The sequence below is a fragment of the Streptomyces sp. NPDC026673 genome (genome assembly GCF_040638135.1).
Lineage (GTDB): Bacteria > Actinomycetota > Actinomycetes > Streptomycetales > Streptomycetaceae > Actinacidiphila.
The window spans coordinates 69,638-93,723 of the sequence record NZ_JBEZXR010000014.1; the positions used below are offsets into that span (position 1 = coordinate 69,638).

A 24,086-nucleotide genomic window follows, 5' to 3' on the forward strand; every position below is an offset into this window, starting at 1 on the left:
GCCCAACGGGCAGAGCCTGCATACATCTTCGCCATGCGCCGTATCAGGCCCCACCCTGCCGACGGCCGCAGCGCACTCCCACACCCACTGTCGCCATTCGCGCCACCCAGGCCACTTCACCAAGGAACCGCCATGAGCTCTGCCATGCCTCCGTACCCGCCGAACCCGTCCGCTCCACAATGGGCGACGCAGCACCCGATCGCCCGTCCCCCTGCGCCGCAGCCGCCGGGCAAGCCCTCGCGGCGCAAGGCCTGGCTCACCCACGGCGCGGTCGGAGTCGTCGCCCTGTTCCTCGGCACCGCCGCAAACGGCGGCGGCGCCGAGGCCGACGGCAACTCGGTCACCGCTCCGGCCGCGACGGTGACCGCCACCGCCAAGGCGGCCGCCGCCCCGGCCCCGACGGTGACCGTGACCGCCACCAAGACGGTCACAGCGAAGCCGCCCAAGCCCAAGGGCCCCGCCACCACCGTCGCCGGGGACGGCGAGTACCTGGTCGGCGCCGACATGAAGGCCGGCACTTACCGCACCGCCGGCCCCGACGGCTCCCTGTGCTACTGGGAGCGCGCCAAGGACTCCACCGGCGACTTCGACTCGATCATCGCCAACAACAACCTGCAGGGCAGCGGTCGGGTGACCGTCCGCAAGGGCGAGGTGTTCAAGACGACCGGCTGCCAGAAGTGGGCCAAGGTCGGCTAACTGACGTCCGCCACCGCCGCACGACATTCGTTCGCCCGCCTCTCGCCAACACCCTCGGCTGACGAGTCCGCCACTCGGAACCGCTCCATCGCGAGGTGGCACCAACTGGGCACGTTCCTCGACTGCACACCATTCATCCACGACTTGCACATACCTGATACACATTGGACGCAGCAGCACACGCGACAAGGACACCGCATGCACGAGATATCCAAGGGCGCCAACATCGGCCTGGCCACGCTCAGCGAGGACACCGGATCCATCCAGGTCGCCCTGGGCTGGACCGATCCCTCCGGGACCGGAGAAGCGGACGTGTCCGTGCTGCTCCTCAATGCGAATGGCAAGGTCCGCAGCGACGAGGACCTCTACTTCTACAACAACCCCGCCAGTGCGGACGGCAGCGTCCAGGTGCTCGGCTCGACGCCGACCGCGGACGGCAGCGAGGACCGCATCAGCCTCGACCTGACGGCCATCCCCGCCGACATCGAGTGCATCGTGGTCGCCGCCAGCCGGACCGGCAGCGCTCCGTTCGGCGAACTGGAGGACCTGCGGCTGACCCTGGCCGATGCGACTGGTGAGCCGCTCCTCCACTTCTCCATCAAGGACGCGAGTGTGGAGACCGCCTTCGTCTTCGGCGAGATCTACCGCCGCAACGGGGAGTGGAAGTTCCGGGCCGTCGGCCAGGGATACCACTCCGGCCTCGCGGGACTGGCCACCGACTACGGTATCAACGTCACGGAGGACGAGCCGGAGGCCGCCGCCCCGGAACCTGCCGTTGCCCTGATCCCCGCGCAGTCCGACGCCACCAGGACGCAGGACGCCGCTCCGCAAGCACCGGAGCCGGCAGACCCCGCCCGGCCGGCGGCACCGCACAGGCGCGTACGGATCGCGAAGAAGAAGGTGACGCTGCCCGCAAGCCCCAAGAAGTCGCTGGCCGAGAACGAGTCCTGGCGGTCCGCCCGGCTGTTCCCGGTGCCGCAACTCAAGAGCGATCGTGAGCGCGAGGTCCGCGCCACCTCGGTGCTGCTGTCCGTCATGGCGCAGGTACCGGAGTTCGGCCGCCGCCTGACCGCCGGGTTCAACGCCCCGGCCGGTGCTATGGAGACCTTCGTCGAGACCTCTTTCACCTACGGTGCGACGACGGTCCGCCCCGACGGCGTCATCCGGGCCTCCCGCGCCGGAAAGATCTGGACCGCACTGGTCGAGACCAAGACGAATGGCAATCCGCTCAAGGACGAGCAGGTCCAGTCCTACATGGACATCGCGGCTCGCCGCGGCTACGAGGCGGTGATCACGCTTTCCAATGACGTGGCCCTGCCCGGTAGCCCTGTCGTCAATGTCAAGATCGACGGCCGACGCAAGCACAAGGTCGCCCTGTGGCACCTCTCCTGGGCCGAGGTCGTCCACCACGCCCAGATGCTCGTTCGCCACGACGGCGTCGCCAACCTGGCCCACGCGTGGTTGCTCCAGGAACTCCTGCACTACCTCCAGCACGAGAACTCCGGCTGTCACGGCTTCCAGAACATGGGCACGGCCTGGGTCCCCCTCCGCAACGCCATCAGCGAGGACACCCTGGTACGCGGCGACAAGCAGGCCGTGGAGGTCGTCGAAAGCTGGGAGCGTCTCATCCAGCAGGTCAGCCTCCGTCTCAGTGGCGAACTGGGCGAGAAGGTGTCCCCCGTACGCGCCAAACGCGGTACCGACCTTCAGCTCCGGCGCGCCGAACTCGCGGACCGCCTCGCCGACAACGGGCAACTGCACGCGGAGATCCACATCGAGAGCGCGATCGGTACCCTCGCGATCACCGCGGATCTGCGCACCGGAAAGCTCCGCACCTCGATCGACGTGCCCGCGCCTGAGCAGGGCTATCCCCTCTCCTGGGCCAAACGCCTGGTCCGCCAGCTTGCCGAGGCGCCGGCCGACCTGCACGTCGAAACGCTGCTCGCCGAGGGCCAGGGTGCCGGGCCGCGCGGCACCCTGGAGAAGCTGCGCCCCGAACCTGGCGACCTGCTGCCCAAGGACTCCGCGCAGGTCAAGGGCTTCCGGCTCACCCTCTCGAAGACCATGGGCAACACCCGCGGCAATGCCGAAAGCGGCTTCATCCGCAGCGTCGACACCGCCGTTGACCGCTTCCACTCGCATGTCATCACCCACCTGGGGCTCCCGGCACCGCGTCGGGGCGCGCAGCGCACGGGCCCCACGGACGGCTGACCCCGCACGACCCTCCGCCGCCATACTCCGGTCGCCTCGCCCTCTTCGTGTGCTCCGCGGGGGGGCGATCGGCCGACCCCGAAAGCCATCTCGCCGCCGGACCGTGTCCACTGGAGACCGTCGTGAACACCCCACCGCCGGAGCAGCCCTCCGGCACAACTCAGCCCGAAGCCGTTTCCGCCGAAGCACCCCCCTCCCTGCGCGACCTGATCCGGCTCCGGCTGGCCGGTTCCTCGCTCGCCCCCGAGGCCCAGGCACTGCTGCTCGAATGCCTTGGTGAGGAAACGACCTCCTCGAGGGAGCGCGCGCCGCGCGCCTACCTCCAGTCGGTCACCGTCAGCGGCTTCCGCGGAATCGGCCGCACCGCCCGGCTCCCGCTCACGCCCGGTCCCGGCCTGACTCTGGTCGTCGGCCGCAATGGCTCCGGCAAGTCCAGCTTCGCCGAGGCCATCGAGATCGCGCTCACCGGTGACAACGCGCGCTGGAAGACCAGGTCCGACATCTGGCGGCGCAGCTGGCGCAACCTACACGAGGGGAACGACCCGCAAGTCGCCGTGGAGCTGCTGGTCGAGGGTGACACCGCGCCCAGCACCGTCTACCGCGCCTGGACCGGTCAGGACGTCGCCGAGTCGCACGCGGAGTGGGAGCGGCCCGGCCACGAACCCGCCCCGCTGACCGCACTGGGGTGGGAGCGGGACCTCGCCCATTACCGGCCGTTCCTCTCCTACTCCGAACTCGGCGCGCTGATCGGCGGCAAGCCGAGCGAGATGTACGACGCAGTGGCGGCCATCCTCGGACTGGAGCAGCTCGCGGGAGCCGACAAACGGCTGATGGACCAGTCGAAGGAGCTCGATGGCGCTCTCAAGCAAGCTGCCGCCGAACTCCCCGCACTGATTGCAGAATTGGGCGCCGTCGATGACCCGCGTGCCGCGGCCGCCGTCTCGGCGCTGAGCGGGCGTACGCAGGACCTCGACCAGGCCGCAGCGCTGGTGGCCGGACAGTCGACCATCGACGGTGACGCCCTCACCGGACTGCGCCGCCTCGCCGAACTGACCGGTCCCGACCTCGCCGCGGTCGGCGCGGCGGTGGCCCGGCTGCGCGAAGCGGCCGCGGGTGCCGAGGACGCACGGGCCACCTCGGCCGAGGACTCCTGGCAGCGTGCGGAACTGCTGTCCGCGGCACTGGACCACCATCGCCGCCACCCCGCCCGCCCCGACTGCCCGGTCTGCGGGAGCAATGACCGGATCGACGGCCATTGGGCGGCGGCCGCCGCCGAGCAGGTCGATCGTCTGCGCGAGGATGCCGCGGACGCCCGTGCCGCCCGCCGCGAGCTGAGTGACGCCGGCGAGGCCTTGCGGAACCTGGTCGTGCCTCCCCCGGCTTGGCTGCCGCCCGACCTCGCCGAGCTGTGGCGCGCATGGGCCGGCTGCCGCAGCCTCACCGAAGCGGGGGCCGCCGAGCTGGCATCGCGCGCCGAGTCGAGCGCCGCCGTACTGGCCGACGCCTGCCGGCTCACCTCCCAGCAGGCCGCCAAGCAGCTCGCGGAGCACGACGAGGAGTGGCGCGGCCACGCCGCCCGCCTCGCGGCGTGGCTGGAACGGGCCCGCACCGCGGAGACCGGCCGCCCCCGCCTGAACCACGTGAAAGCGGCCCGCAAATGGCTCAAGGACGCACACGAGGACTTGCGCGCCGAACGGATGCGGCCCATTGCGAATGGGGCGCAGGCCACCTGGGCCGCGCTTCGGCAGCGGAGCAACGTCAGCCTCGGACCGGTGCAGCTCGGCGGCACCGGCACGCAGCGCCGCGTCGTCCTGGACGTCTCCGTCGACGACATCGACGCCCCCGCTCTCGGGGTGATGAGTCAGGGCGAGCTGCACTCCCTCGCGCTGTCCCTCTTCCTGCCCCGCACCACACTCGCGGAGAATCCCTTCCCCTTCCTGGTCATCGACGACCCCGTGCAGTCCATGGATCCCGCGAAAGTCGAGGGCCTGGCCACCGTCCTGTCCGCGCTCGCCCTGCAGCAGCAGGTCGTCGTCTTCACTCATGACACCCGTCTCCCCCAGGCCCTGAAGTACCTGCGGCTGCCCGCCACCATCCTGGAGGTCGTACGGCGCGAGCGGTCCGTCGTCCAGGTGAAACAGGGAGACGATCCCGTCAAACAGGCCCTGTACGACGCCAAGGCGCTCACGAAGGCCCGCAACATGCCTCCCGAGGTCGTCTCCCGGGTGCTCCCGGGCCTGTGCCGCACCGCGCTGGAGGCCGCTTTCCTGCCCGCCGCCCGCCGTCGCCTGCTCCGCAGCGGCCGCGACCATGCCTCTGTCGAGCGGGAGATCTCCCGTGCGCACAAGCTGACCGAGCTCGCCGCTCTGGCCATGTACGGCGACCGGGCCCGCAGCGCCGAGGTGCTCCCTGACCTCGAACGCGCCTACGGCGGCTGGGCCGCAGAACTGATCCGGCTGTGTAACCGCGGCTCCCACGAAGCCGTACCAGTCCCCGATGTCGACGAGTTGATCGATGAGACCAAGCGGCTCGCCGGGAAGGTGCAGGAGCTGTGAGCACCCCGACACCAAGGTTTCCGCCCGCCCCTCGCCCGGCGCCCTCGGCCGTACCTCGGCCGACGCCGCCGCGACCCGCCCAGCCCGGCCCTGCCGCTGAGGCGCTCCCCACCTCCCCCGTGGACCTCCTGTCGAGCACCGACCGGCTGCTCGGCTCTGCCCAGGTCACCAACTCCACAACTGGCGTCTGGCCGCGCGCTGCCGCTCTCCTGCTGCGCCTGGCCCTCGAGGAGGGACTGCGGCAATACTGGCGCACCGTCCGCCCCGAACTGGCCCGCTGCCCGACGCACGCGCAGGCACTCTGCCTTGAGTCGTACGCAGGCGCTGAGCTCGCCCGCCGCTGGTCCGCCGCCTGGTCCGGCCTCAGCAAGGCCTGCCACTACCACTCCTACGAACTCTCCCCCACCGCTGGTGAGCTGCGTGCCTGGCGCGACGAAGCGGCCGCACTGCTGAGGGTGCTTACGGGGAAGGAGTCTCAAGGATGATCGAGTTCAGAGGCTGTGCCTGCGTCAGGCGCAGACACTCGGAGTGCCCCACCGGCTCGGCCCGAAGTCCCAACGCTACGGCTTCACAACTGGTTGAATCGAGCGCCTTCACCTCGCCTCGTTCGGCGCTGAAGATGTAGTGAGAGGGCCACCGAGCCCTTCGCCCCCAAGTTCGTCTTCATCTGATAGACCTTCCAGCCTCCGAGAGCGGACGGATCACGTCCGCGGGACGGATGCCTCGGAAATGAGGAGTGCACCCCCGTGACGTTCACAAAAAACTCCTGGACTGCAGACGCACTCCTCGCGCAAGAGGTGGCGGATCGGTTCGACAGCGCCATCGCCGCCTACAACGTCAACCCGAATCTCATCTCCGAGCATGCCAACCACGAGGAGTCCATCCGCGTGGGAGGGTACGCAAACCGTACGCTCCTCGAGCTGGTCCAGAACGCTGCTGACGCCATGTCCGGGGCCGACGGCAACCTGGGGACGGCTGCCGGTCGAGTCGAGATCATCCTCGACACAGACAACGAAACGCTCTACTGCGCCAACTCCGGTCGCCCGTTCTCGAAGAACGGGATCACTGCAATCACCCATGCACACCTGAGCGGCAAACGAGGCGACGAGATCGGCCGCTTCGGCCTCGGCTTCAAGTCCTCCCTCGCCGTCTCCGACGCTCCTCAGGTGTTCAGCCGGACAGTTTCGTTCGAGTTCAACTCGTCGACCGCACGGGACACTCTTGCCGATATCCGGGTCGCGAGACGCTATCCCATCCTCCGCACACCGACCCTCGTCGATCCGGCCACCGCCTTCACAGACGACCCGATTCTCGCCGACCTTTCCGAATGGGCCGCCACCATCGTGCGGCTCCCCCGTGTTTCCAACCTCAAGAGGCTGCGCCAGGGAATCAAGGAATTCTCATCTGAATTCCTCCTCTTCGTCACAGCAGTTCGTGAAGTGAAGCTCAAGGTCATTGGCTCGGACCCGTTCGAGACGGCCTACGTCTCGCGTGACCTGGGTGACGGCACATACAAGATCGAAGAGCCGAGCGGCGAGGGCGACGAATGGATCGTCGAGCATCGCATGCATGCCCCCTCCGCCGAGGCCCGTCAGCAGGTCGGGGAGGCCGTCTCGCGAGCGGCGGTCAAGGTCACAGTCGCGATCCCCAGACGTCAGGCCAGGCAGCGCATCGGGCAGTTCTGGTCCTACTTCCCGCTCCAGGATCAGACCTCTGCCTCCGCACTCTTCAACGCCCCGTGGAGCGTAAACGACGACAGAACAACGCTTCTCGAGAACGACTACAACCGGGAGATCCTCGGGACGCTCGCCGAGATGTTCGTCGGCATGCTGTCGCGGGTGACGATGCCCACCGACCCTGCTGCACACCTCGACTACATGCCCGCACGAGGCAGGGAGGTTCTCTCGTTCGGAGACGGGATTCTCTGTTTCCACGTGCCGCGGATGAGTGGAAGCCTCCCGCTCGTGCCCAACGCAACCGGCAATCTGAAGCACGCCACCGAACTGCGCCCGCTCGACTTCGGTATTCAGGTCGACGACAGCGTCCACCAGGCCTGGATCGTTTCCCCGAACACCGGGGACGATGTGCCGCACTGGCAATGTTACAGATCGGGTCAGCGATTTACGCGCTTGCGGCAGCTCTTCGTGGCGGCGGCGAACCCGGACCTCATCGATGGTAACGACAGGGATATGTCACGCTCCCTCGACAATGTACCCAAACGAGGACTACTGTCCTGGCTCCGCGAATGGGCTGCCGGAGCGGATACAGTGTCTGCTGCGAACGCATTGCGATTCGTGCTGAACAATCGGAGGCTCCCTGGTGTCGACGGGGCCAAGGTCATCCCGACAACCGCCGGGCTGCGCGCGATTTCGGACCACAACGTCGTCTTCCTGAACCAGGAGGACGGGGCCGAGATCGAGGAGGCAGTCTTCGTCTCGCGCGGCTTCCTGGCTCAGCCCGGCGTGGAGAACGGCCTGCGTCAGGCAGGGTTCCGTGATCTCAGCCCCGTTGCAATTCTCAACGCCCGTCTTGCCCGCCTCTCGCCCACTGCCGGCGATGACGAGCTCTCCAAGATCTGGGACGCCGTCCTCGGTCTTCCGATCCCCGAAGCGGTGAAGGTGCTGACGAGCCGCTCCAACGCGGTCAAGGTCCCGACCCGCGACGGCGGCTGGGCCATGCCTCGCAAGGTCTTCGACCTCGACGTCCCCCTGGGGGACGAGCATGTTGCGCGCACGTTGGACCGTCAGCGCTGTCTGCCCGAAGTGGCGCACCGGCTGGGCGTCGTCCGCGCAGTCGTCAGGGACTACTCCATCGAGGACGAGCCTTGCATGGAGCAGTACCGGCAATGGGTCCTGTCCGAGCTGAACGCGCAGCTCGGTGTCGGCGACCGTCCGATCGAGCGCATCGCGTTCAGCCCGAGCAAGGGTCCGGGCCCCTTCTCCATGCTGTTCATCCTCCGCCATGCGGAGGCGCCCGCGCAGGTGCGCGAGAACTGGACGGTCAAGCTGCTCGAAGCCGGACCTGCTGCCTGGACCTGCGAGGATCTCGACACGGACACGGCCTACACCGTGAAGTCGCCTGCGCATTGGGCAGCGGAGGAAGCCGGTCTGTTGAAATCGACCCGTGGATACCGTGCACCGGCGGACGTGGTTGCTCCGTCTCTCATCAGGTACCGCGAGCTGCTCCCGCTGTTCAGCGGTTCACGACAGGTCGTCGATGCGCTGGGGCTTCCGGACGAACTCGCTCTGGTGCCCCCTCCGGTGCTCAGGGAGTCGCTCGAGGCAAAACTGTTCGCTCCGGCCACCAGCGACGCTGTCCTCGTCGACTTCATTCTGACGGCATGGCGCGTCGCCTGTGCCGGCTCGCAGCCCACGAGCATTCCGGCGCGCGTGGGACGTGCTGTGGAGCCCCGCTGTCCCTCGGCGGTCTACATCGCAGTATCGGATGAACAGGCCAAGCTGCTCGCGTCTCGCCAGCGCCCGTACCTTAAGGCGACGGAGGATCAGGCAACCGAACTTGTCGGCTCCGTGGGCTGCTGTCGATTCGAGGACAGCTTCGCCTTCTCCATGGTCATCGAGGGCGCCCAGGAGGAGGAGCGAGTGCTCGATGTCTTCACCGGGCTGCGCAGTACGGACGTCGCCGACAGGCTGGCCAACGCCACGATCACTCGCGCCGTGCAGGTAGTCAAGCGTGTGACCGCCGAGGACGGCGTCGAGGACCGTCCGCTTCCTTCGTATCTCGACGGTCCGAGGCTGACGGTGCGACGCGAATTCGACGAGCGTCAGCTCCTCGGCATCGTCAATGAAGCCTTCGCCCTGGAGCTCACGAATGCCGAGCTCGAGGGGGTACGGAGGGTCGGGCTCGATCACCGACTTGAGGAGCTTCGGCAGAGGGCTCTGGCTGCCCACACGGATGTCGAGCGACTTGACATCTATTTCGGCCCGGATGACCTGCGCGATGCCCTGCCCAAGGGCCTCTGGCCTGCACTCGAGGCGCAAGGACTGGTCGACGACGAGACGTCCATCGCCAAGCTCTTCCTCACGGTGTACGGCTCGGACTCGATCAGCTTGCTCGCCGACCTGTTCCGACAGGAACAGTTCCCCGACGTCCCGACCCAGTGGTCGGGAGGAGCGACCACCATCTCCTGGTTGCGGAAGATGGGCTTCCCAGCCGTGTACGCCGGCCGGCGCACGATGTACCAGGACGCCGAGTTCGTCGTCCCCGGTGCCGTGAAGCTCAACCCCCTGCACCCGTTCCAGCAGAGGATCAGCAAGCAGCTCCGGGACGTGCTGATCGTCCGGGACGAGAACGGCCGCCATCGCAAGGCGATGGTGGAGCTGCCGACCGGCGCCGGAAAGACACGCGTCGCGGCGGAGACCGTGCTGAGGCTCTTCATCGAGGGAGAGCTTCGTGGTCCCGTCCTGTGGATCGCCCAGTCCCTCGAGCTCTGCGAGCAGGCCGTCCAGACCTGGAGCACGGTGTGGCGCGGTCTCGGGGACGAACGACCTCTGACGATCGGGCGTCTTTGGGATCGCAATGTCGTACACGAGCCGGACACCGAGTTCAGCGTGATCGTCGCGACAGATGCGAAGCTCGATGCCATTCTCCACAGCCCGGAGTACGCGTGGCTCAGCCACGCGTCGACCGTCATCGTCGACGAGGGCCACCGTGCGGGTGATTCCGAGCTGTACACGCGCATTCTCGGTTGGCTCGGCGTGGCCGGCCGAGGCTGGGAACGCCCTCTGGTCGGACTCTCGGCGACACCCTTCAAGGGAAAGTCCATCTCGGCGACCAAGGCCCTTGTGAACCGCTTCGGCGGCCGCAAGATCAAGGCCTTCGAGGAGAATGCCTACCGGGAACTCGCGGAGATCGAGGTTCTGGCACGGGTCGAGCACCAGGTGCTCCTCGGCGTCGATGTCCCGCTGGAGCCGGACGAGATCGACGAGGCGAAGAGGCAGCGCAGGATCAGCCCGAGCGTCCTGGAGCGCATCGGCCAGGACCAGGCACGAATGTCGACCCTGGTCAACCACATCATGGGGCTGGACCCAGCCTGGCCCGTTCTGGTCTTCACGCCCAATGTGCTGTCGGCGCAGGTGCTTGCCGCGACGCTGCGGTACCGCGGCGTCGAGGCGGCAGCGGTGAGCGGACAGACCGGTCGGCAGGAGCGCCGTGACATCATCACGCGTTTCAAGAAGAACGAGATCCGCGTCCTCACCAACTGCGACCTGTTGATCCAGGGCTTCGACGCCCCGGGTGTCCGGGCGCTCTACATAGCGCGTCCGACGTTCAGCCCGAACGCCTACATCCAGATGGCCGGACGCGGCCTGCGCGGCCCTGCCAACGGCGGGAAGCCCGAGTGCCTCATCGTGGACATGAAGGACGACTTCGGGGACGGGGACGTCACCGACCTGCTCGGATACCGCGAGTACGAGGACCTCTGGAAGGAGCAGGGCGCGTGATCCTCGTTCCCGACCTGGCAGACATCGAGAAGACCGCAGGCAGCGCAGCCGAACGCCGGATCGCCCAGCTTCTGCGCGACGTGCACGACGACCCCGACGCGGTCGCCTTCCACTCGGTGAAGCTGCGCTCCCACGCCTACAAGCAGCAGGCGGAGGCCGACTTCGTCATCCTGTGGAAGAAGGTCGTGATCGTCATCGAGGCCAAGGGGGGAGGAGTCCGGAAGTACGAGGGCGTGTGGTACAGCGTCGACCGGCGCAACGACTGGCACAAGCTCGCCGGTTCCCCCATGGAGCAGGCGAGGTCTGCCATGTACGCGCTGCGGGACATCCTCCACGAGGAGGGCGTCGGCTGGTTCGCGCAAGAGGCCGTCGTCATCACTCCGGACATCGACACCCCTCCGCACTCGGTCGAGTGGCAGCCGGCCAACTGGCTGGGGAAAGACGACATGACCACGGCCCGTCTGACCGCTGCACTGGACGCGATCGCGGCGTCCGCACGGAAGCCACCGGTGGGGCAGAAACTTGCCCGGGTGGAGGACCTGCGGGCCCGTCTGTTCGGGGAGTTCACCCGCATGCCCGCGATCGACGCGCAGCGTGGCGCTGTGATCGAGGAGCAGAACCGTGCCACTACCGGCCAGGCCAGGGTCCTGGCCGCACTGGCCCGCAACCCGCGGATGATGGTGTCCGGCGGCGCCGGCACGGGCAAGTCACTCGTCCTCGCCGAGGCGGCGAAGCAGGAGGCGGATCAGGGCAGGTCCGTGCTGATCACCTTCCGGTCCCCGAGGCTCGTGGAGTTCTTCGTTCCCCGTGTGCAAGGCCGCTCCCTGGACGTGATCCCGTTCGGGGAACTGAGGGAGAGCAAGGCCTACGACATCGTCTTCGTGGACGAAGCCCAGGACCTGATGACTCCTGAAGTCATGGACACCCTCGATGTGATCATCGTCGGCGGTCGTGCCTCTGGCCGGTGGCGGATGTTCCTGGACAAGAACAACCAGTCGCACGTCGACGGCGCCTTCGACGACGACACCTTCGAGATCGTCGAATCCGAGGCACTCTCGGTGGATCTGGACCTGAACGTGCGGAACACGCGTGCCATGGTCCACATGGTGAAGGAGTACCTCGGTGCGGACCTCGGCGACCCGGGCATCGTCCATGGCGAGAAGGTCACCTGGCACTCGTCCGACGTCCCCGCCGGCATCCACGCGGCGGAGTCCGTGGTACGCCAGCTCGTCGCCGATGGTGTCCGCCCGGAGACCGTCTGGATCATCAGCGTGACATCTCTCGACGATGCCCGTAGGACAACCGACGGGTTCGTCGTGACCAGCCCCAAGTCCGCGAAGGGCCTGGAGGCAGAGCACGTCGTCGTCTGCGACCTGCCCGCGTCGTTCGGCATCGCCGAGAGTGCGGCGTTCTACGTCGCCGTGACACGAGCCCGTGTCTCGCTGCACATCGTGGTGTCCAAGGAGGACCGACGGCAGCTCCAGCACCTCGCTCGGAAGCAGTTGGAGGGAAAGTGAAACTGACCAGGGCGCAGGAGATCGCGCTGGAGCATCTCCGCAAGGCATATGTCGGACCCGATGGCGATGACGACGAGGTACTCCTCAATCTGCCCGATCGCCAGTATGCAGTCGGCATGCTGTTCCCGAGCGGATCACGGGTGATGAGCCCCGATGGCTCCGGCTCGGAGACGGACGTCTCGGCCGACGTGTCCTCCGGAGACGTGGAGGAGGACGGGGCCGGTGTGCCTCTCGCGGAGGACTGGCGCCCGTCGTCGGTGGCCGTCTCCTTCGTCACGGACAGGTCCACCGTCACCGTCGCGTTCTCCGGAGGGACGTACCAGCGGGTCGCCGGGGACGGCCCTCCGCGCTGGCGGCGGCACCCGTTCTCGTTCGAGGGATTCGAGCTCTCCCCGAAGCAGCCCCCGCATGAACTGACCGCGGGGGACGTGAAGCTCGAGATCGGCTCGAGGTGGCGCGCCTACGGCGACGACCACCTGGTGACCGTGCACGCACGTGTGCGCTCGGAATCGACGGGTGATGATCGGCTCGACATCGAGCGAATGCTCTTCCAGGTCAAGCTGGCGGTGGCGTCCGCGCAAGGCGGACAGATCCTGGAGTACGACCCCGCGAAGTCCTTCACCGTGGACGAGGAGTCCGCGGAGCTGCGTCTTCGTTATCGGGACCGGAAGGTGTACGCGGTGGGCCACGGGATGGCCGCCGACTGGGAACTCATCGACGGGAGATGTACCGCTGTCTCCCTCGCCTCCGTCCCGGCGTTCGTCGTCCCCGCGGTGGAGACGACGGGCTTCGAGGCCGATTCCAACGCGGCCAAGGCGCTCCGGCTCGAAAATCTGGCGCGCATCGACACCGCGTCGGACGAAGTCGTGCCGATGTTGGATGTGTTCGTCCAGGCCTTCTCCGAGTGGGTATCGGCGCAGGAGGCCCGAGTCGATGGCTTCGGGGACGACGCCGACGTGGCGCGAGCCATCACGAACCGCGCCCGCACTTCTGTGGAGCGCATGGAAGCCGGTGTCGCCCTGTTGCGGGACCCTCGTCGGCAACAGCTGAGGGTTGCTTTCGCGCTCGGTATGTCGGCCATGCGTCTGCAGATGCTGCAGACCGCGCTCAAGCGCGGTGCCGACCCGGACCGAGTGGAGGAGCCCCAGTGGCGTCCCTTCCAGCTCGGCTTCCTTCTCGTGTCACTGGCGTCCACAGTGGACGAGGAGCACCCGGAGCGGGAGCTTGTCGACCTCATCTGGTTCCCCACAGGCGGCGGCAAAACGGAGGCGTATCTCGGCCTGGCGGCGATCGAGATCTTCCGTCGTCGGATCATGCACGGCATCGCCGGCGCCGGTACGGCGGTGATCACGCGATACACCCTCCGGCTTCTCACGGCGCAGCAGTTCCAGCGGGCCGCCTCACTCATCTGCGCCATGGAACTGCTGCGGAAGGACGATCCGCGGGCCAGGGCCATGGCCAGGTTCTCCATCGGTCTCTGGGTCGGCAATGAGGTCACTCCGAGTTCGAGAGCGGATGCGAAGGCCGCGCTCCAGCGCCTGCACAAGGCCGCCAGGCCCGAGGAGACGAATCAGTTCCAGGTCGAGAGCTGCCCGTGGTGCGGGGCGGCTCTGGTCCCCGCGTCGAGGTCCCACGACCCGAAGCAGTACGGTTTCCGGCTTGACGGCAACGACATCGTCATCCACTGCACCAGCGCGGACTGCCGGTTCCATGACGAGCTTCCCCTGGCCGTCGTCGACGACGTCCTCTACGAGGAGCCCCCGACGATCCTGCTCGCCACGGTCGACAAGTTCGCCCGTCTCCAGTTCAAGCCGGAGGCAGGCCAGCTGTTGGGCCTCAACACGATGTACCGTCAACCTTCAATGATCATCCAGGATGAGTTGCACCTGCTGTCGGGGCCGCTCGGCACGACCGTCGCGGTCTTCGACGCCGTCATCCAGATGCTTCTGAGCAAGGGCGGCACCACTCCCAAGATCATCGCCTCCACGGCGACGATCCGTGCCTCGGCGGAGCAGGTCCGAGGGCTCTACGGACGTGAGGTCGCGCTCTATCCCCCCGCGGGGCTCGACGGCGATCGGACCTTCTTCTCGCGCCCTGTCGAGAGCGGCGAGGGCCGCCTCTACGTCGGGCTGATGCCGCAGTCCGTCTCGCAGGTCTCCGCGGTCATTGCGGCGACCGCGCCCTTGATCGAGATCCCTGCGGTGCTGGCCAGGGACACGGACTCCGGCGCCACGCGGGACTCGTACTGGACCACGGTGATGTACCACAACAGTCTCCGCGAGCTCGGCCGCAGCGGAACGCTGGTGGTCGACGACGTCAACGGACGTCTCGAGCCCCGTGCGGATCGACTGGACCTGCCGTTCCGACGCGTACGCGCCGGTCGGGTCCTGGAACTCACCAGTCGCCGAGGGCCCGAGGAACTACCCAACGACCTGCGGGAACTCGGGCGGAGCGCCGACCACACCGACGAGGCCGTCGATGTCGTCCTCTCGTCGAACATGCTGTCGGTCGGCATCGACATACCCCGCCTGGCACTCATGCTGATGGTCGGCCAGCCCAAGACGACCGCCGAATACATCCAGGCCACCAGCCGGGTGGGCCGTGGCCGGAACAACGGCATCGTGACGACGTTGTTCAGGTCGAACCGGGCCCGCGACCGGTCGCACTTCGAGACCTTCAAGGGGTACCACGAGGCGCTCTACCGCGACGTCGAGCCGACGAGCGTCACCCCCTGGTCCCTGGCGTCGCGCGACCGGTCACTGGCCGGTGCCCTCGTGGCGCTGATGCGGCACACCTTCCCCGCGCTCGCAGAACACGACTCGGCATCGGCTCTCGACCTCGAGGACGACCGGATGCGCGGCGCGATCGAGCGACTCGTCAAGACCTTCGTCGACCTGGTGAGTCGCTCGGAGCACATCGAGGCCGAGGAGACGCAGGCGCAGGTGTGGCTGCTCCTCAATGACTGGGATCGCCGCGCGAGACTCGCACGCGAATCCGACTCGGCCCTGATGTACCGCCGTCGGAAGGCCGACGAGGATGCTCTGCTGAAACAGTTCGGGCAGCAAGGGGAAGGTTGGCTCGTCGCCGACTCGATGCGGTCCGTCGAGCCCAACGTCGCTGTCCAAGTACGTGAGCCCTTCGAAGGAGGCGATCGTGGAACGAATCCTGCATGACCTGCGTCTCTCGGAGACGATCACACCGTTCGGTGTGGGAGCCATCGTCGACGTGCTCGGGGAGTCGTTGATCGCGCCCGACACCTCCTGGTGGGACCGCAAGTCGGCCCCCGAGGTCAGTTGCGAACGCCTCCTCGCACGGTTGGGCGCGGGCGTCCTGCGGCAAGCACCGTCCCACTCGGGACGTGCGGCCAAGGAGACCGCCCATCTGCTCTACTGGCGGTTCCCGACGTGGCGGTTCTGCGAGCGGTGCACGAAACTCTCGCAGCTCACCGGCAGGAACAAGGGACGCTGGAGCAACAACTGCGACTGTGGCGGTGCACTCGTGCCGATGCGGTACGTGGCCGTCTGCGAGAAGGGCAGCCATATCCAGGACATTCACTGGTTCATGTGGGCTCACCGCGGGCGCGACGCCGGCGTAACCGAGTCGGTGCGCCATTGCCGTGCCTACAAGGAATTGCGGTTCGTCCGATCGTCCCAGCACGGGGAAGGCCTGGCCTCGCTCCGGGTCGAGTGCAACGGGTGCAAGCGCTCGCGTCCCCTCTCCGATCTCGTCGGGGGTGAGTCGCTCCACCGCGACGGCGTCCGTTGCGGTGGGACCCAACCGTGGGAGGAGCCCAAGCCCGGCAACGTGTGCGAACACAAGCTGATCGCCGTTCAGCGCGGCGCCACGGGCAATTACATCGCCGAACGCCTCTCCGCACTCGATATCCCCGAGGAGCGCCCGCAGTCGGTGGGGACGGCGGATCGCATCCGGAGCCACATCTACTTCGAGAAGGTCGTCGCGGACAACGGCGGCCCGCAGGCCGAGATGGTCGCCGAATGGATCGCGAACGAGGTCGGAGCGACCGCGGAGGAGGTCCTCAACCTCGCGGACGGTGGCATCGACGACTCCCCGGAAAGCCCGCTTCTCGACCTGAAGGACGGCGAGTGGGCAGCTTTCGTCAAGAAGCTCGAGGGTGGTAGGGACCACGGCGTCGGCGACTTCGTCGTCGACGGATGGGCGGTTCCCTCCGACTCGGCCTGGCCGACGGAGCTGACCAGCCGACTCGTCGGCGTGGGTCAGGTGCGCCGCGTCCGTGAGGTCAGGGCGCTCCGTGGCTTCCGACGCCACAGCGCCGAGGCCGCGTTGATCACTGCGGACCTCGGACCCGACCGCAGGCGCAGGCCTGTCTACCCGGCCATCGAGATGTTCGGCGAAGGGATCTTCCTGCGGTTCGACGAGGACCGGATCTCCGAGTGGGAAAATCTGCCCGATGTCCGGGCACGGGCGGAAATCCTGATCGGACGGCGCGAGGCGAGCGAGTGGGCTCACCGCCTGGACGTTCCAGAGCCTCGCTTCATCGCCTTGCACACGCTGGCCCACCTCCTCATCCGCAGACTCGCGTTCGCGAGTGGCTACGCATCCGCGTCTCTGCAGGAGCGCATCTACGCCAACTCGGAGCGTCCGGACCGCACAGCGGGAATCCTGATCTACACGGCTGCCGGGGACGCGCAGGGGACGCTCGGCGGGCTCGTTCGCCTGGGCGCCCCCGACAAGCTCCTCCCGCTGCTGCTGGCCGCCCTGAGTGACGCCGATGTCTGCTCTAACGACCCGGTGTGCATCGAGAGCGACCGCCAGGGCGTGGCTCAGCTCAATCTGTCGGCGTGCCACGGATGTGCCCTGGTCAGCGAGACATCGTGCGAGACGGGCAACCGCCTGCTGGACCGTCAGCTCGTTCTGGGGGGAGGTGGTGTGACTGGCCTGCTTGATCACGTACTCGATGAGGTCCGGAGCAGCACGTGAGGTCCACCTCACCCCATCCGGAGGCCGATCCGGGGAGGTTGTGGACGGGTGATGCAGGTCTCGGTTGAGGGATCTTGAAATGGGTGAGGGCCTTCTGGCCTGGTGTGGATTGCGACATCTGCACCGGCGACCAGAAAGGCCCTCGTGCCACACCGTAATGCACCCCTGACCGAGACCGGACGGCTGCGCCTGGCCCGCTGCGTCGTCGAGGACGGCTGGCCGCTGCGCCGTGCCGCCGAACGCTTCCAAGTCTCGCCCACCACCGCCCAGCGCTGGGCAGACCGCTACCGCGCCCTGGGCGAGGCCGGCATGACCGACCGCTCCTCACGCCCGCACCACAGCCCGCGCCGGACCCCGACCCGCACCGAACGCCGAATCATCAAGGTCCGCCTCGCCCGCCGCTGGGGACCAGCCCGCATCGCACACCTGCTGAACCTGGTGCCCTCCACCGTGCACCGCGTGCTGACCCGCTTCGGACTGGCCCGCCTGACCCACCTGGACCGCGCCACAGGCCACCCGATCCGCCGCTACGAACGCGACAAGCCCGGCGAGCTGGTCCACGTCGACATCAAAAAACTCGGCAACATCCCCGACGGCGGCGGCCACAACATGCTCGGCCGCCCAGCGGGTCGCAAAAACAAGTCCGGCACCGGCTACAGCTACCTGCACACCGCCGTCGACGACCATTCCCGCCTCGCCTACAGCGAGATCCTCACCGACGAGAAGAAGGAGACCGCCACCGCGTTCTGGGCCCGCGCCCAGGCGTTCTTCACCGCTGCCGGTGTCACCGTGGAGCGGGTCCTGACCGACAACGGATCCTGCTACCGCTCCCGCGTCTGGCGCGAGGCCCTGGCCGCGGCCGGGATCGCCCACAAGCGAACCCGGCCCTACCGGCCTCAGACCAACGGCAAGGTCGAACGCTTCAACCGCACCCTGCTCGAGGAGTGGGCCTACGCACAGCCCTACCGCTCAGAGACCGAACGGCGTGAGGCGTTCCCCGGCTGGCTGCACACCTACAATCACCACCGCGGACACACCGCGCTCGCAGGCAAGCCACCCGCCAGCCGCGTCCCCAACCTCACCGGGCAATACACCCCAAGCAGGTTACGTTTCGCCAAATTTCGTCAGGAATGATGTGATCCGTGTCCCAGCCCAAGAGTGGTTGTCACCCCCCCCAAGCCGAGCAATGCTCAGGACTTGTGGACCGGTTCCGGGAGGGACGCGGAGGGCGTACCTTCCCGAATGATCCTGTGATGGTCACCGAGTAGGCCCGCGTTCGCAGCGCGGGTCGGGAAGGCGCGCCCATGCTCAGCGTAGTCACCGACGACGGCTCCACCCAGTCGGCTCCCTGATCGACGAGATCGTCCGCGAGGGCGCCCGCCGGATGCTCGCCGCCGCCTTGGAGGCCGAAGTAAACCAATACATAGCCGAGTTGGCGGCCGAGACCGACGAGCGCGACTGGCGTCTGGTGGTTCGCAACGGCCACCACCGGTCCCGCACCGTGGTCACCGCAGCCGGCCCGGTCGAGGTCACGGTGCCGCGGGTCAACGACCGCCGCGTCGACGAGGCGACCGGCGAGCGCAAGCGGTTCTCCTCGAAGATCCTCGCCCCGCTGTGCCGCAAGTCACCGAAGATCTCGGAGGTCCTGCCGCTGCTCTACCTGCATGGACTGTCGTCCGGGGACTTCGTTCCCGCGCTGGAGCAGTTCCTCGGCGGCACGGCCGGCCTGTCGCGGGCGACGGCGACCAGGCTGACGAAGCAGTGGAGCGACGACCACGCCGCATTCCAGGACCGCGACCTGTCCGACCGCGACTACGTCTACGTGTGGGCAGACGGCGTGCACCCCAAGGTGCGGCTCGGGCAGGCGCACTCGTGCGTTCTGGTGCTGCTCGGCGTTCGCTTGGACGGCTCCAAGGAGCTGATCGCGCTGGCGGAGGGGCTGCGCGAGTCCACCGAGTCGTGGGCCGACCTGCTGCGCGACTGCCGCCGCCGGGGCATGCGGGACCCCGAGCTCGTCGTCGGCGACGGAGCGATGGGCCTGTGGAATGCGCTCGCCGAGGTGTTCCCCGCCGCAAGGCATCAGAGGTGCTGGGTTCACAAAGCCCGGAATATCACGAACTGCCTGCCGAAGTCGGCTCAGCCGGGTGCAACGAAGGCGATGCAGGAGATCTACAACGCCGAGGACGTGCGCCACGAGGCGTCGCATGATCGTGCGGAGGTGAAAGGCCACCGCATCCGGGCCGTCGCAGCGGCCCGGTTGAAGCTGGGGGCAGCCTGATCCGGGGGACACCGGGGAGGGTGGGAAGCAGCCCCGACAACGACGGGACGACTCGGTACTGCCAGACGGGTCGGGCCCGGCAAGCGAGATCAGAAGGTGTAACGCGAGTGAACCAGCGGCTGAAGTCCCGTAATCGTTGTGCCGGCTCGAACCTGGCGGATCTGGGCCGGTGTGCAGTGCTCGTACCCCTGTGTCTTCGAGGGGTCGTCTTCGGCGCCGGTGGTCGTGGCCGGTCCGGAGGCCACGGTGAAGGTCTGCGGCGTAACCGTGGCGATGCTGCCGGGATAGAGCTGGGCACCGCCCTGGTCAAGCGGTCATGTGGTGAACGTGGGAACCGTCCCCGGTCGCCCCTGGTACGGGCAGCCGGTCCGTCCTGGGGGCAGGTCTGTCGCCGACTGGTGGCCGTGGGACGGGGCGGAGGCCCCGTAGTAGTCCGAGGCCGGGAGAGCCGGTCGCATGGCGAAGGGGGCCAGCAAGTCGGCAGCAAGGATGTTGGAATGCCGGGAGGACGTTGGTGAACACTGACGCGCTGGAGGACGCCGCCTTTTCGGCGGAACGCCGGGTACTGGAGATCCAGGCCAAGCTGCACCGTTGGGCCCGCGAGGACCCTCATCGCAGGTTCGATGACCTGTTCAACCTCGTTGCCGATCCCGCATTCTTGCTGACGGCATGGATGCGGGTGCGGGGCAACAAGGGAGCGCGCACGCCGGGCGTGGACGGCAAGACCGTCTACTACGTCGAGAACGTGCGCGGCGTCGAGGATTTCCTCGGCGGGCTGCGGTCGCAGATCAAGGACCGCACGTTCCGGCCGCTGCCGGTCCGCGAACGCATGATCCCCAAGGCGAACGGCAAGCTTCGTCGCCTGGGAATCGCGTCCGTGGCCGACCGGACGGTCCAGGCCTCCCTCAAGCTGGTGCTGGAGCCGATCTTCGAGGCGGACTTCCTCCCGTGCTCCTACGGGTTCCGCCCGATGCGCCGGGCCCACGACGCGATCGCCGAGGTGCACTACTTCGCTTCGAGACCTCGTAATTACGAGTGGATCGTCGAAGGTGACATCACGGCGTGCTTCGACGAGATCGACCACACGGCCCTGATGGACCGGGTGCGGGATCGGATCGGAGACAAACGCGTGCTGGACCTGGTGAAGGCATTCCTCAAGTCGGGCATCCTCGCCGAGGACGGCCAGCTGCGAGCGAGTGACACCGGCACCCCGCAAGGTTCGATCCTCTCGCCGCTGCTGAGCAACGTGGCCCTGTCAGTCTTGGACGAGCACCTCGCCCAGCATCCCGGCGGCCCCCGCTCGTCTCAGGCGCAGCGGAACAAGCGGCGACGGCACGGGAAGGCCAACTATCGCCTGGTGCGGTACGCGGACGACTTCCTCGTGCTGGTCTCCGGCACCCGGGAACACGCCGAACAGATACGCGGTGAGGTTGCCGAGGTGCTGGCCCCGATGGGCCTGCGCCTGTCGGAGGAGAAGACGCTGATCACCCACATCGACAACGGCCTCGACTTCCTCGGATGGCACATCCAGCGCCATCGGAAGCGGGGCACAGACCGGCACTACGTCTACACCTATCCTTCGCGCAAAGCCGTGAAGGCCGCGATGGACAAGGTGCAAGCCAGATGCCGGGAATGGGACACCAACCAACCGCTCGACGCCCTGTTGCTCCAGCTCAATCGGCTGCTACGGGGCTGGTGCGCGTACTTCCGCCCCGGGGTCTCGCACGCCGCCTTCCAGTACCTGGGCCACTACACGTGGGAACGGGTCATCGGATGGCTGCGACGCAAGCACCCCAAGACCACCTGGAAGGACCTCCGTCGCCGCTACTGCGGCGGACGGTGGTGGCCACGCGGCCAGGAGCGAGAACTGTTCGACCCGGCAAAGGTACGCACTACGCGATACCGCTACCGAGGGACCGTCATCCCGACGCCGTGGCCGACAGCAGCATGAAGGTAACAGTGCGACCCAGCACGGGACTTGTGGAGAGCCCGTTGCGCTGTGAGGCGCACGGCGGGTTCGGAGAGCGGCCTGGAGAAACGGGCTGGCGGCAACGCCAGCACCGCGCTCCAGGCCGACTCAACCGCGCCCACGCGGAGAAGGCAATCGAGGCGTTCACGCGCACCTACGGTGCCAAGTGGCCCAAGGCCGCCGCGAAGATCACCGACGACCGGGACGAGCTGCTGGCGTTCTACGACTTCCCGGCCGAGCACTGGCTCCACCTGCGGACCGCGAACCCGATCGAGTCGACGTTCTCCACGGTCAAGCTCCGCACCAAGGTCACCCGCGGTGCCGGCAGCCCGGCCGCAGCCCTGGCGATGGTGTTCAAGCTGGTCGAGTCCGCCCAGGCTCGATGGCGCGCGATCACCGGTGCCCATCTGGTGCCCCTCGTCCGTGCGGGAGCCCGGTTCGAGAGCGGCGTGCTGGTCGAGCGGTCCGAGGTGGCCGCGTGAACGACATGTTCGCTGCACTCGAAGCCCTAACCGAGCGCGATCCGGACCGGCGGGACCTCGCCGCCGCCTCGCTCGGGGATCTCCTACGCGGCACCGCCCTGGACACCGATGCGGCCCGCTTGGTCGTCGGGCGTCTGGTCAGACTAACCGTCAACGAACCCGTCACCCGGGTTCGGGAATCCGCTCTGAACGCGGTCAGTGAGGCGTTCAACCACCACCGCCTGCCCCTCGACCTCGTCAAACCGCTGGCGGCTGCCATGCCGACGATGGAACCCGAGATCCTCGGGCACGCGATCTACATCCTCGGTGCCACGCACGCTCCCACGGCACTACCGATGATCGAGCCGTTCCTCGCCCACCCCGACCAGGAAGTGCGCGAGGAAGCCCGCCTCGCCGCGGCCGAGATCATCGCGTCAAACCCAGAAGAGACCATCCACAACTCTTGACGATTGCTCCCCCAAGCCGGCCGACGGGGTGAGAGGACCTGTGATTGCGATACTTGGCGGACGTCGCGCAACCCCACGAGCGGCGCGGGCCCGATGTCGATGCGGTCGTCGCGGCTGCCGCGCTGCGCGGCGCGGACCGGATCATGCTCAGCTGCCGGGCCGCGGAGCCGGAACCGGTCGTGCTGCTCGCGGCGTGTCCGCTTGCCGGTCTTGGTCAGGCTTCACCACGCAGGTCTCCAGCCGGACGTGGCCCCGGCTGCGGTCGGTGGTACGTCGCTTGGACTTCGCCCCACTGCAGGTGAGCAGGATGCGGAGCCTGCCGGGTAACTACTCCGCCTCGCACGGCCGCCAGGTCAGAGGTCGCTTCAAAGCCCTCTCCAACGCTGCATCGAGGCCCAGCGCGGCGGCAAGGATGTGCATGCCGAAGCGCGGCGGAACCGCGTTGCCGATCTGCTGCGCGATGACGCTGCGCGCGCCGGGGGCTTTCGCGTCGTCGCCGTTGCGGCGACGCCACGGGTAGTCCGCCGGGAAAGTCTGCAGTTGTCCCAGCTCGTGCAAGTCAAACTCGCCGAGCTTGTGGTCACCCCACACCAGTTTGTTCCGCGAGCCCTTGCCGGTGACCGTGGCCGAAGGTTCATTGTGACGCCGCCGCCCCCGGGCCTTCGGATCTCCTCCCGTGCCGTAGTTGGAGACCACCTCGTACGGGGTTTGGCGCGCCAGCACCTTCTCCATCGCGACCGGTTCTTCGAGCCGCGACGTGCCTGCGCCACGGGTGGTGCTTCGGCTGTAGTGCCAGTGAGTGGGCTCGGGCAGCTCCGGCTTACCTTGCAGCAGCGCTCCCTCACCGGCCCAGCGCGCAATCATGATCGCCCTGCGGCGCGTCTGCGGTACGCCGAACTCCTCTGTCCGCAGCACTTTGGGATCTGCGACCTCGTACCCCTTGCCCGCGAGAATGCCCGCGAACACCTCCCAGACCGGCAGTACGGCCGGAACCTGCTCGAGGACGATTGCCTGGTACGGTCGGGTCGTCTCTCTGAGTAGCGCCTCGAGTGCCCATCGCAAGGGTTCAAGCACCAAACCGGTGCGCTCGTCGCTGAGGTGCTTCAGCTCCCCGCCGATAGATGCGAAGTCCTCCACGATCTTGACCTCGGCGTACCGCTCGGCGAACTTCGACACCTCGTTCAATGCGGCGCGACCCTCACCGTTGCCGGCCACCGTGAAGGTCTGGCAGGGCGGGCCGCCTACGAGCACGTTTGCCTCGGGATAGCGTTCCGGTCCGAATTTCCGCACGTCTCCACACTCTGTGTGCAGATCGGCGGCGAGGCGAGTGGCGCACGCGTCCTTGTCCCATTCGATCCCCTCGACGACCTCTACGCCCAGGTTTCGAGCGGCCACGTCGAATCCGCCCGGGCCGGCGAAGAGGTCGACGATCTTGAAGGTGTCGGACACGCGCATTCCTTGCGGGACGAGGAGGGGGGCAGGTCGGCGTCCTCGCTGCTCCCCAGGTCAGGGGC

General features: G+C 67.7%; 12 protein-coding genes and 2 pseudogenes. 13 read left to right on the forward strand and 1 reads right to left on the reverse strand.

The features are described from left to right. Positions 1-132: 132 nt before the first annotated feature. The 13 genes and pseudogenes from AB0F62_RS13310 to AB0F62_RS13370 all read left to right on the forward strand — a co-directional run bounded on the left by AB0F62_RS13310 (position 133) and on the right by AB0F62_RS13370 (position 22,572). On the forward strand, positions 133-696 hold the full coding sequence (locus AB0F62_RS13310) for a hypothetical protein (RefSeq protein WP_361796560.1): 564 nt from the start codon (positions 133-135) through the stop codon (positions 694-696). A gap of 198 nt (positions 697-894) precedes the next feature. Beyond that, positions 895-2,907, forward strand: coding sequence for a TerD family protein (locus tag AB0F62_RS13315; RefSeq protein WP_361796563.1), 2,013 nt, complete (start codon positions 895-897; stop codon positions 2,905-2,907). Between the two features lie 122 nt (positions 2,908-3,029). After that, positions 3,030-5,462 (forward strand): AAA family ATPase, encoded by a 2,433-nt coding sequence (locus AB0F62_RS13320; protein ID WP_361796566.1) that lies wholly within the window; start codon positions 3,030-3,032, stop codon positions 5,460-5,462. A gap of 119 nt (positions 5,463-5,581) precedes the next feature. Beyond that, entirely contained in the window at positions 5,582-5,947 is a 366-nt protein-coding gene (locus tag AB0F62_RS13325; protein ID WP_361796569.1) for a hypothetical protein, read from the forward strand. Between the two features lie 261 nt (positions 5,948-6,208). Beyond that, the gene (locus AB0F62_RS13330; protein WP_361796572.1) at positions 6,209-10,921 is read left to right on the forward strand and encodes a DEAD/DEAH box helicase family protein; all 4,713 of its coding nucleotides are present in this window, start codon (positions 6,209-6,211) and stop codon (positions 10,919-10,921) included. Beyond that, positions 10,918-12,438, forward strand: coding sequence for an NERD domain-containing protein (locus tag AB0F62_RS13335; RefSeq protein WP_361796575.1), 1,521 nt, complete (start codon positions 10,918-10,920; stop codon positions 12,436-12,438). Before AB0F62_RS13330 ends, AB0F62_RS13335 begins: the two co-directional genes overlap by 4 nt. Then, entirely contained in the window at positions 12,435-15,611 is a 3,177-nt protein-coding gene (locus tag AB0F62_RS13340) for a helicase-related protein (RefSeq protein ID WP_361796578.1), read from the forward strand. The genes AB0F62_RS13335 and AB0F62_RS13340 overlap by 4 nt, the downstream gene beginning before the upstream one ends. Next, positions 15,592-17,397 (forward strand): DUF1998 domain-containing protein, encoded by a 1,806-nt coding sequence (locus AB0F62_RS13345; protein ID WP_361796581.1) that lies wholly within the window; start codon positions 15,592-15,594, stop codon positions 17,395-17,397. The genes AB0F62_RS13340 and AB0F62_RS13345 overlap by 20 nt, the downstream gene beginning before the upstream one ends. A gap of 144 nt (positions 17,398-17,541) precedes the next feature. Continuing rightward, positions 17,542-18,531 carry an IS481 family transposase gene (locus AB0F62_RS13350; protein ID WP_361796584.1) on the forward strand — a complete coding sequence of 330 codons (990 nt, stop codon included), beginning with the start codon at positions 17,542-17,544 and terminating at the stop codon, positions 18,529-18,531. A 170-nt stretch (positions 18,532-18,701) separates the two neighbouring features. After that, positions 18,702-19,585: pseudogene (locus AB0F62_RS13355) on the forward strand (IS256 family transposase); the annotation flags it as partial. Positions 19,586-20,189: 604 nt separating this feature from the next. Beyond that, a complete protein-coding gene (ltrA, locus tag AB0F62_RS13360; RefSeq protein ID WP_361796587.1) occupies positions 20,190-21,626 on the forward strand; it encodes a group II intron reverse transcriptase/maturase in 1,437 nt (478 codons plus the stop codon). Positions 21,627-21,766: 140 nt separating this feature from the next. Then, positions 21,767-22,126, forward strand: a pseudogene (locus AB0F62_RS13365) (transposase); the annotation flags it as partial. 5 nt (positions 22,127-22,131) lie between these two features. Next, the gene (locus AB0F62_RS13370; protein ID WP_361796682.1) at positions 22,132-22,572 is read left to right on the forward strand and encodes a hypothetical protein; all 441 of its coding nucleotides are present in this window, start codon (positions 22,132-22,134) and stop codon (positions 22,570-22,572) included. Positions 22,573-22,899: 327 nt separating this feature from the next. On the opposite strand, the gene AB0F62_RS13375 is transcribed toward AB0F62_RS13370, so the two are convergent. Next, positions 22,900-24,021 carry a DNA cytosine methyltransferase gene (locus AB0F62_RS13375; RefSeq protein ID WP_361796590.1) on the reverse strand — a complete coding sequence of 374 codons (1,122 nt, stop codon included), beginning with the start codon at positions 24,019-24,021 and terminating at the stop codon, positions 22,900-22,902. Between the last annotated feature and the right edge of the window lie 65 nt (positions 24,022-24,086).

Coding starts and splice junctions, on each gene's coding strand:
- AB0F62_RS13310 (WP_361796560.1), top strand. CDS start 133: ATGAGCTCTGCCATGCCTCCGTACCCGCCGAACCCGTCCGCTCCACAA.
- AB0F62_RS13315 (WP_361796563.1), top strand. CDS start 895: ATGCACGAGATATCCAAGGGCGCCAACATCGGCCTGGCCACGCTCAGC.
- AB0F62_RS13370 (WP_361796682.1), top strand. CDS start 22,132: ATGTTCGCTGCACTCGAAGCCCTAACCGAGCGCGATCCGGACCGGCGG.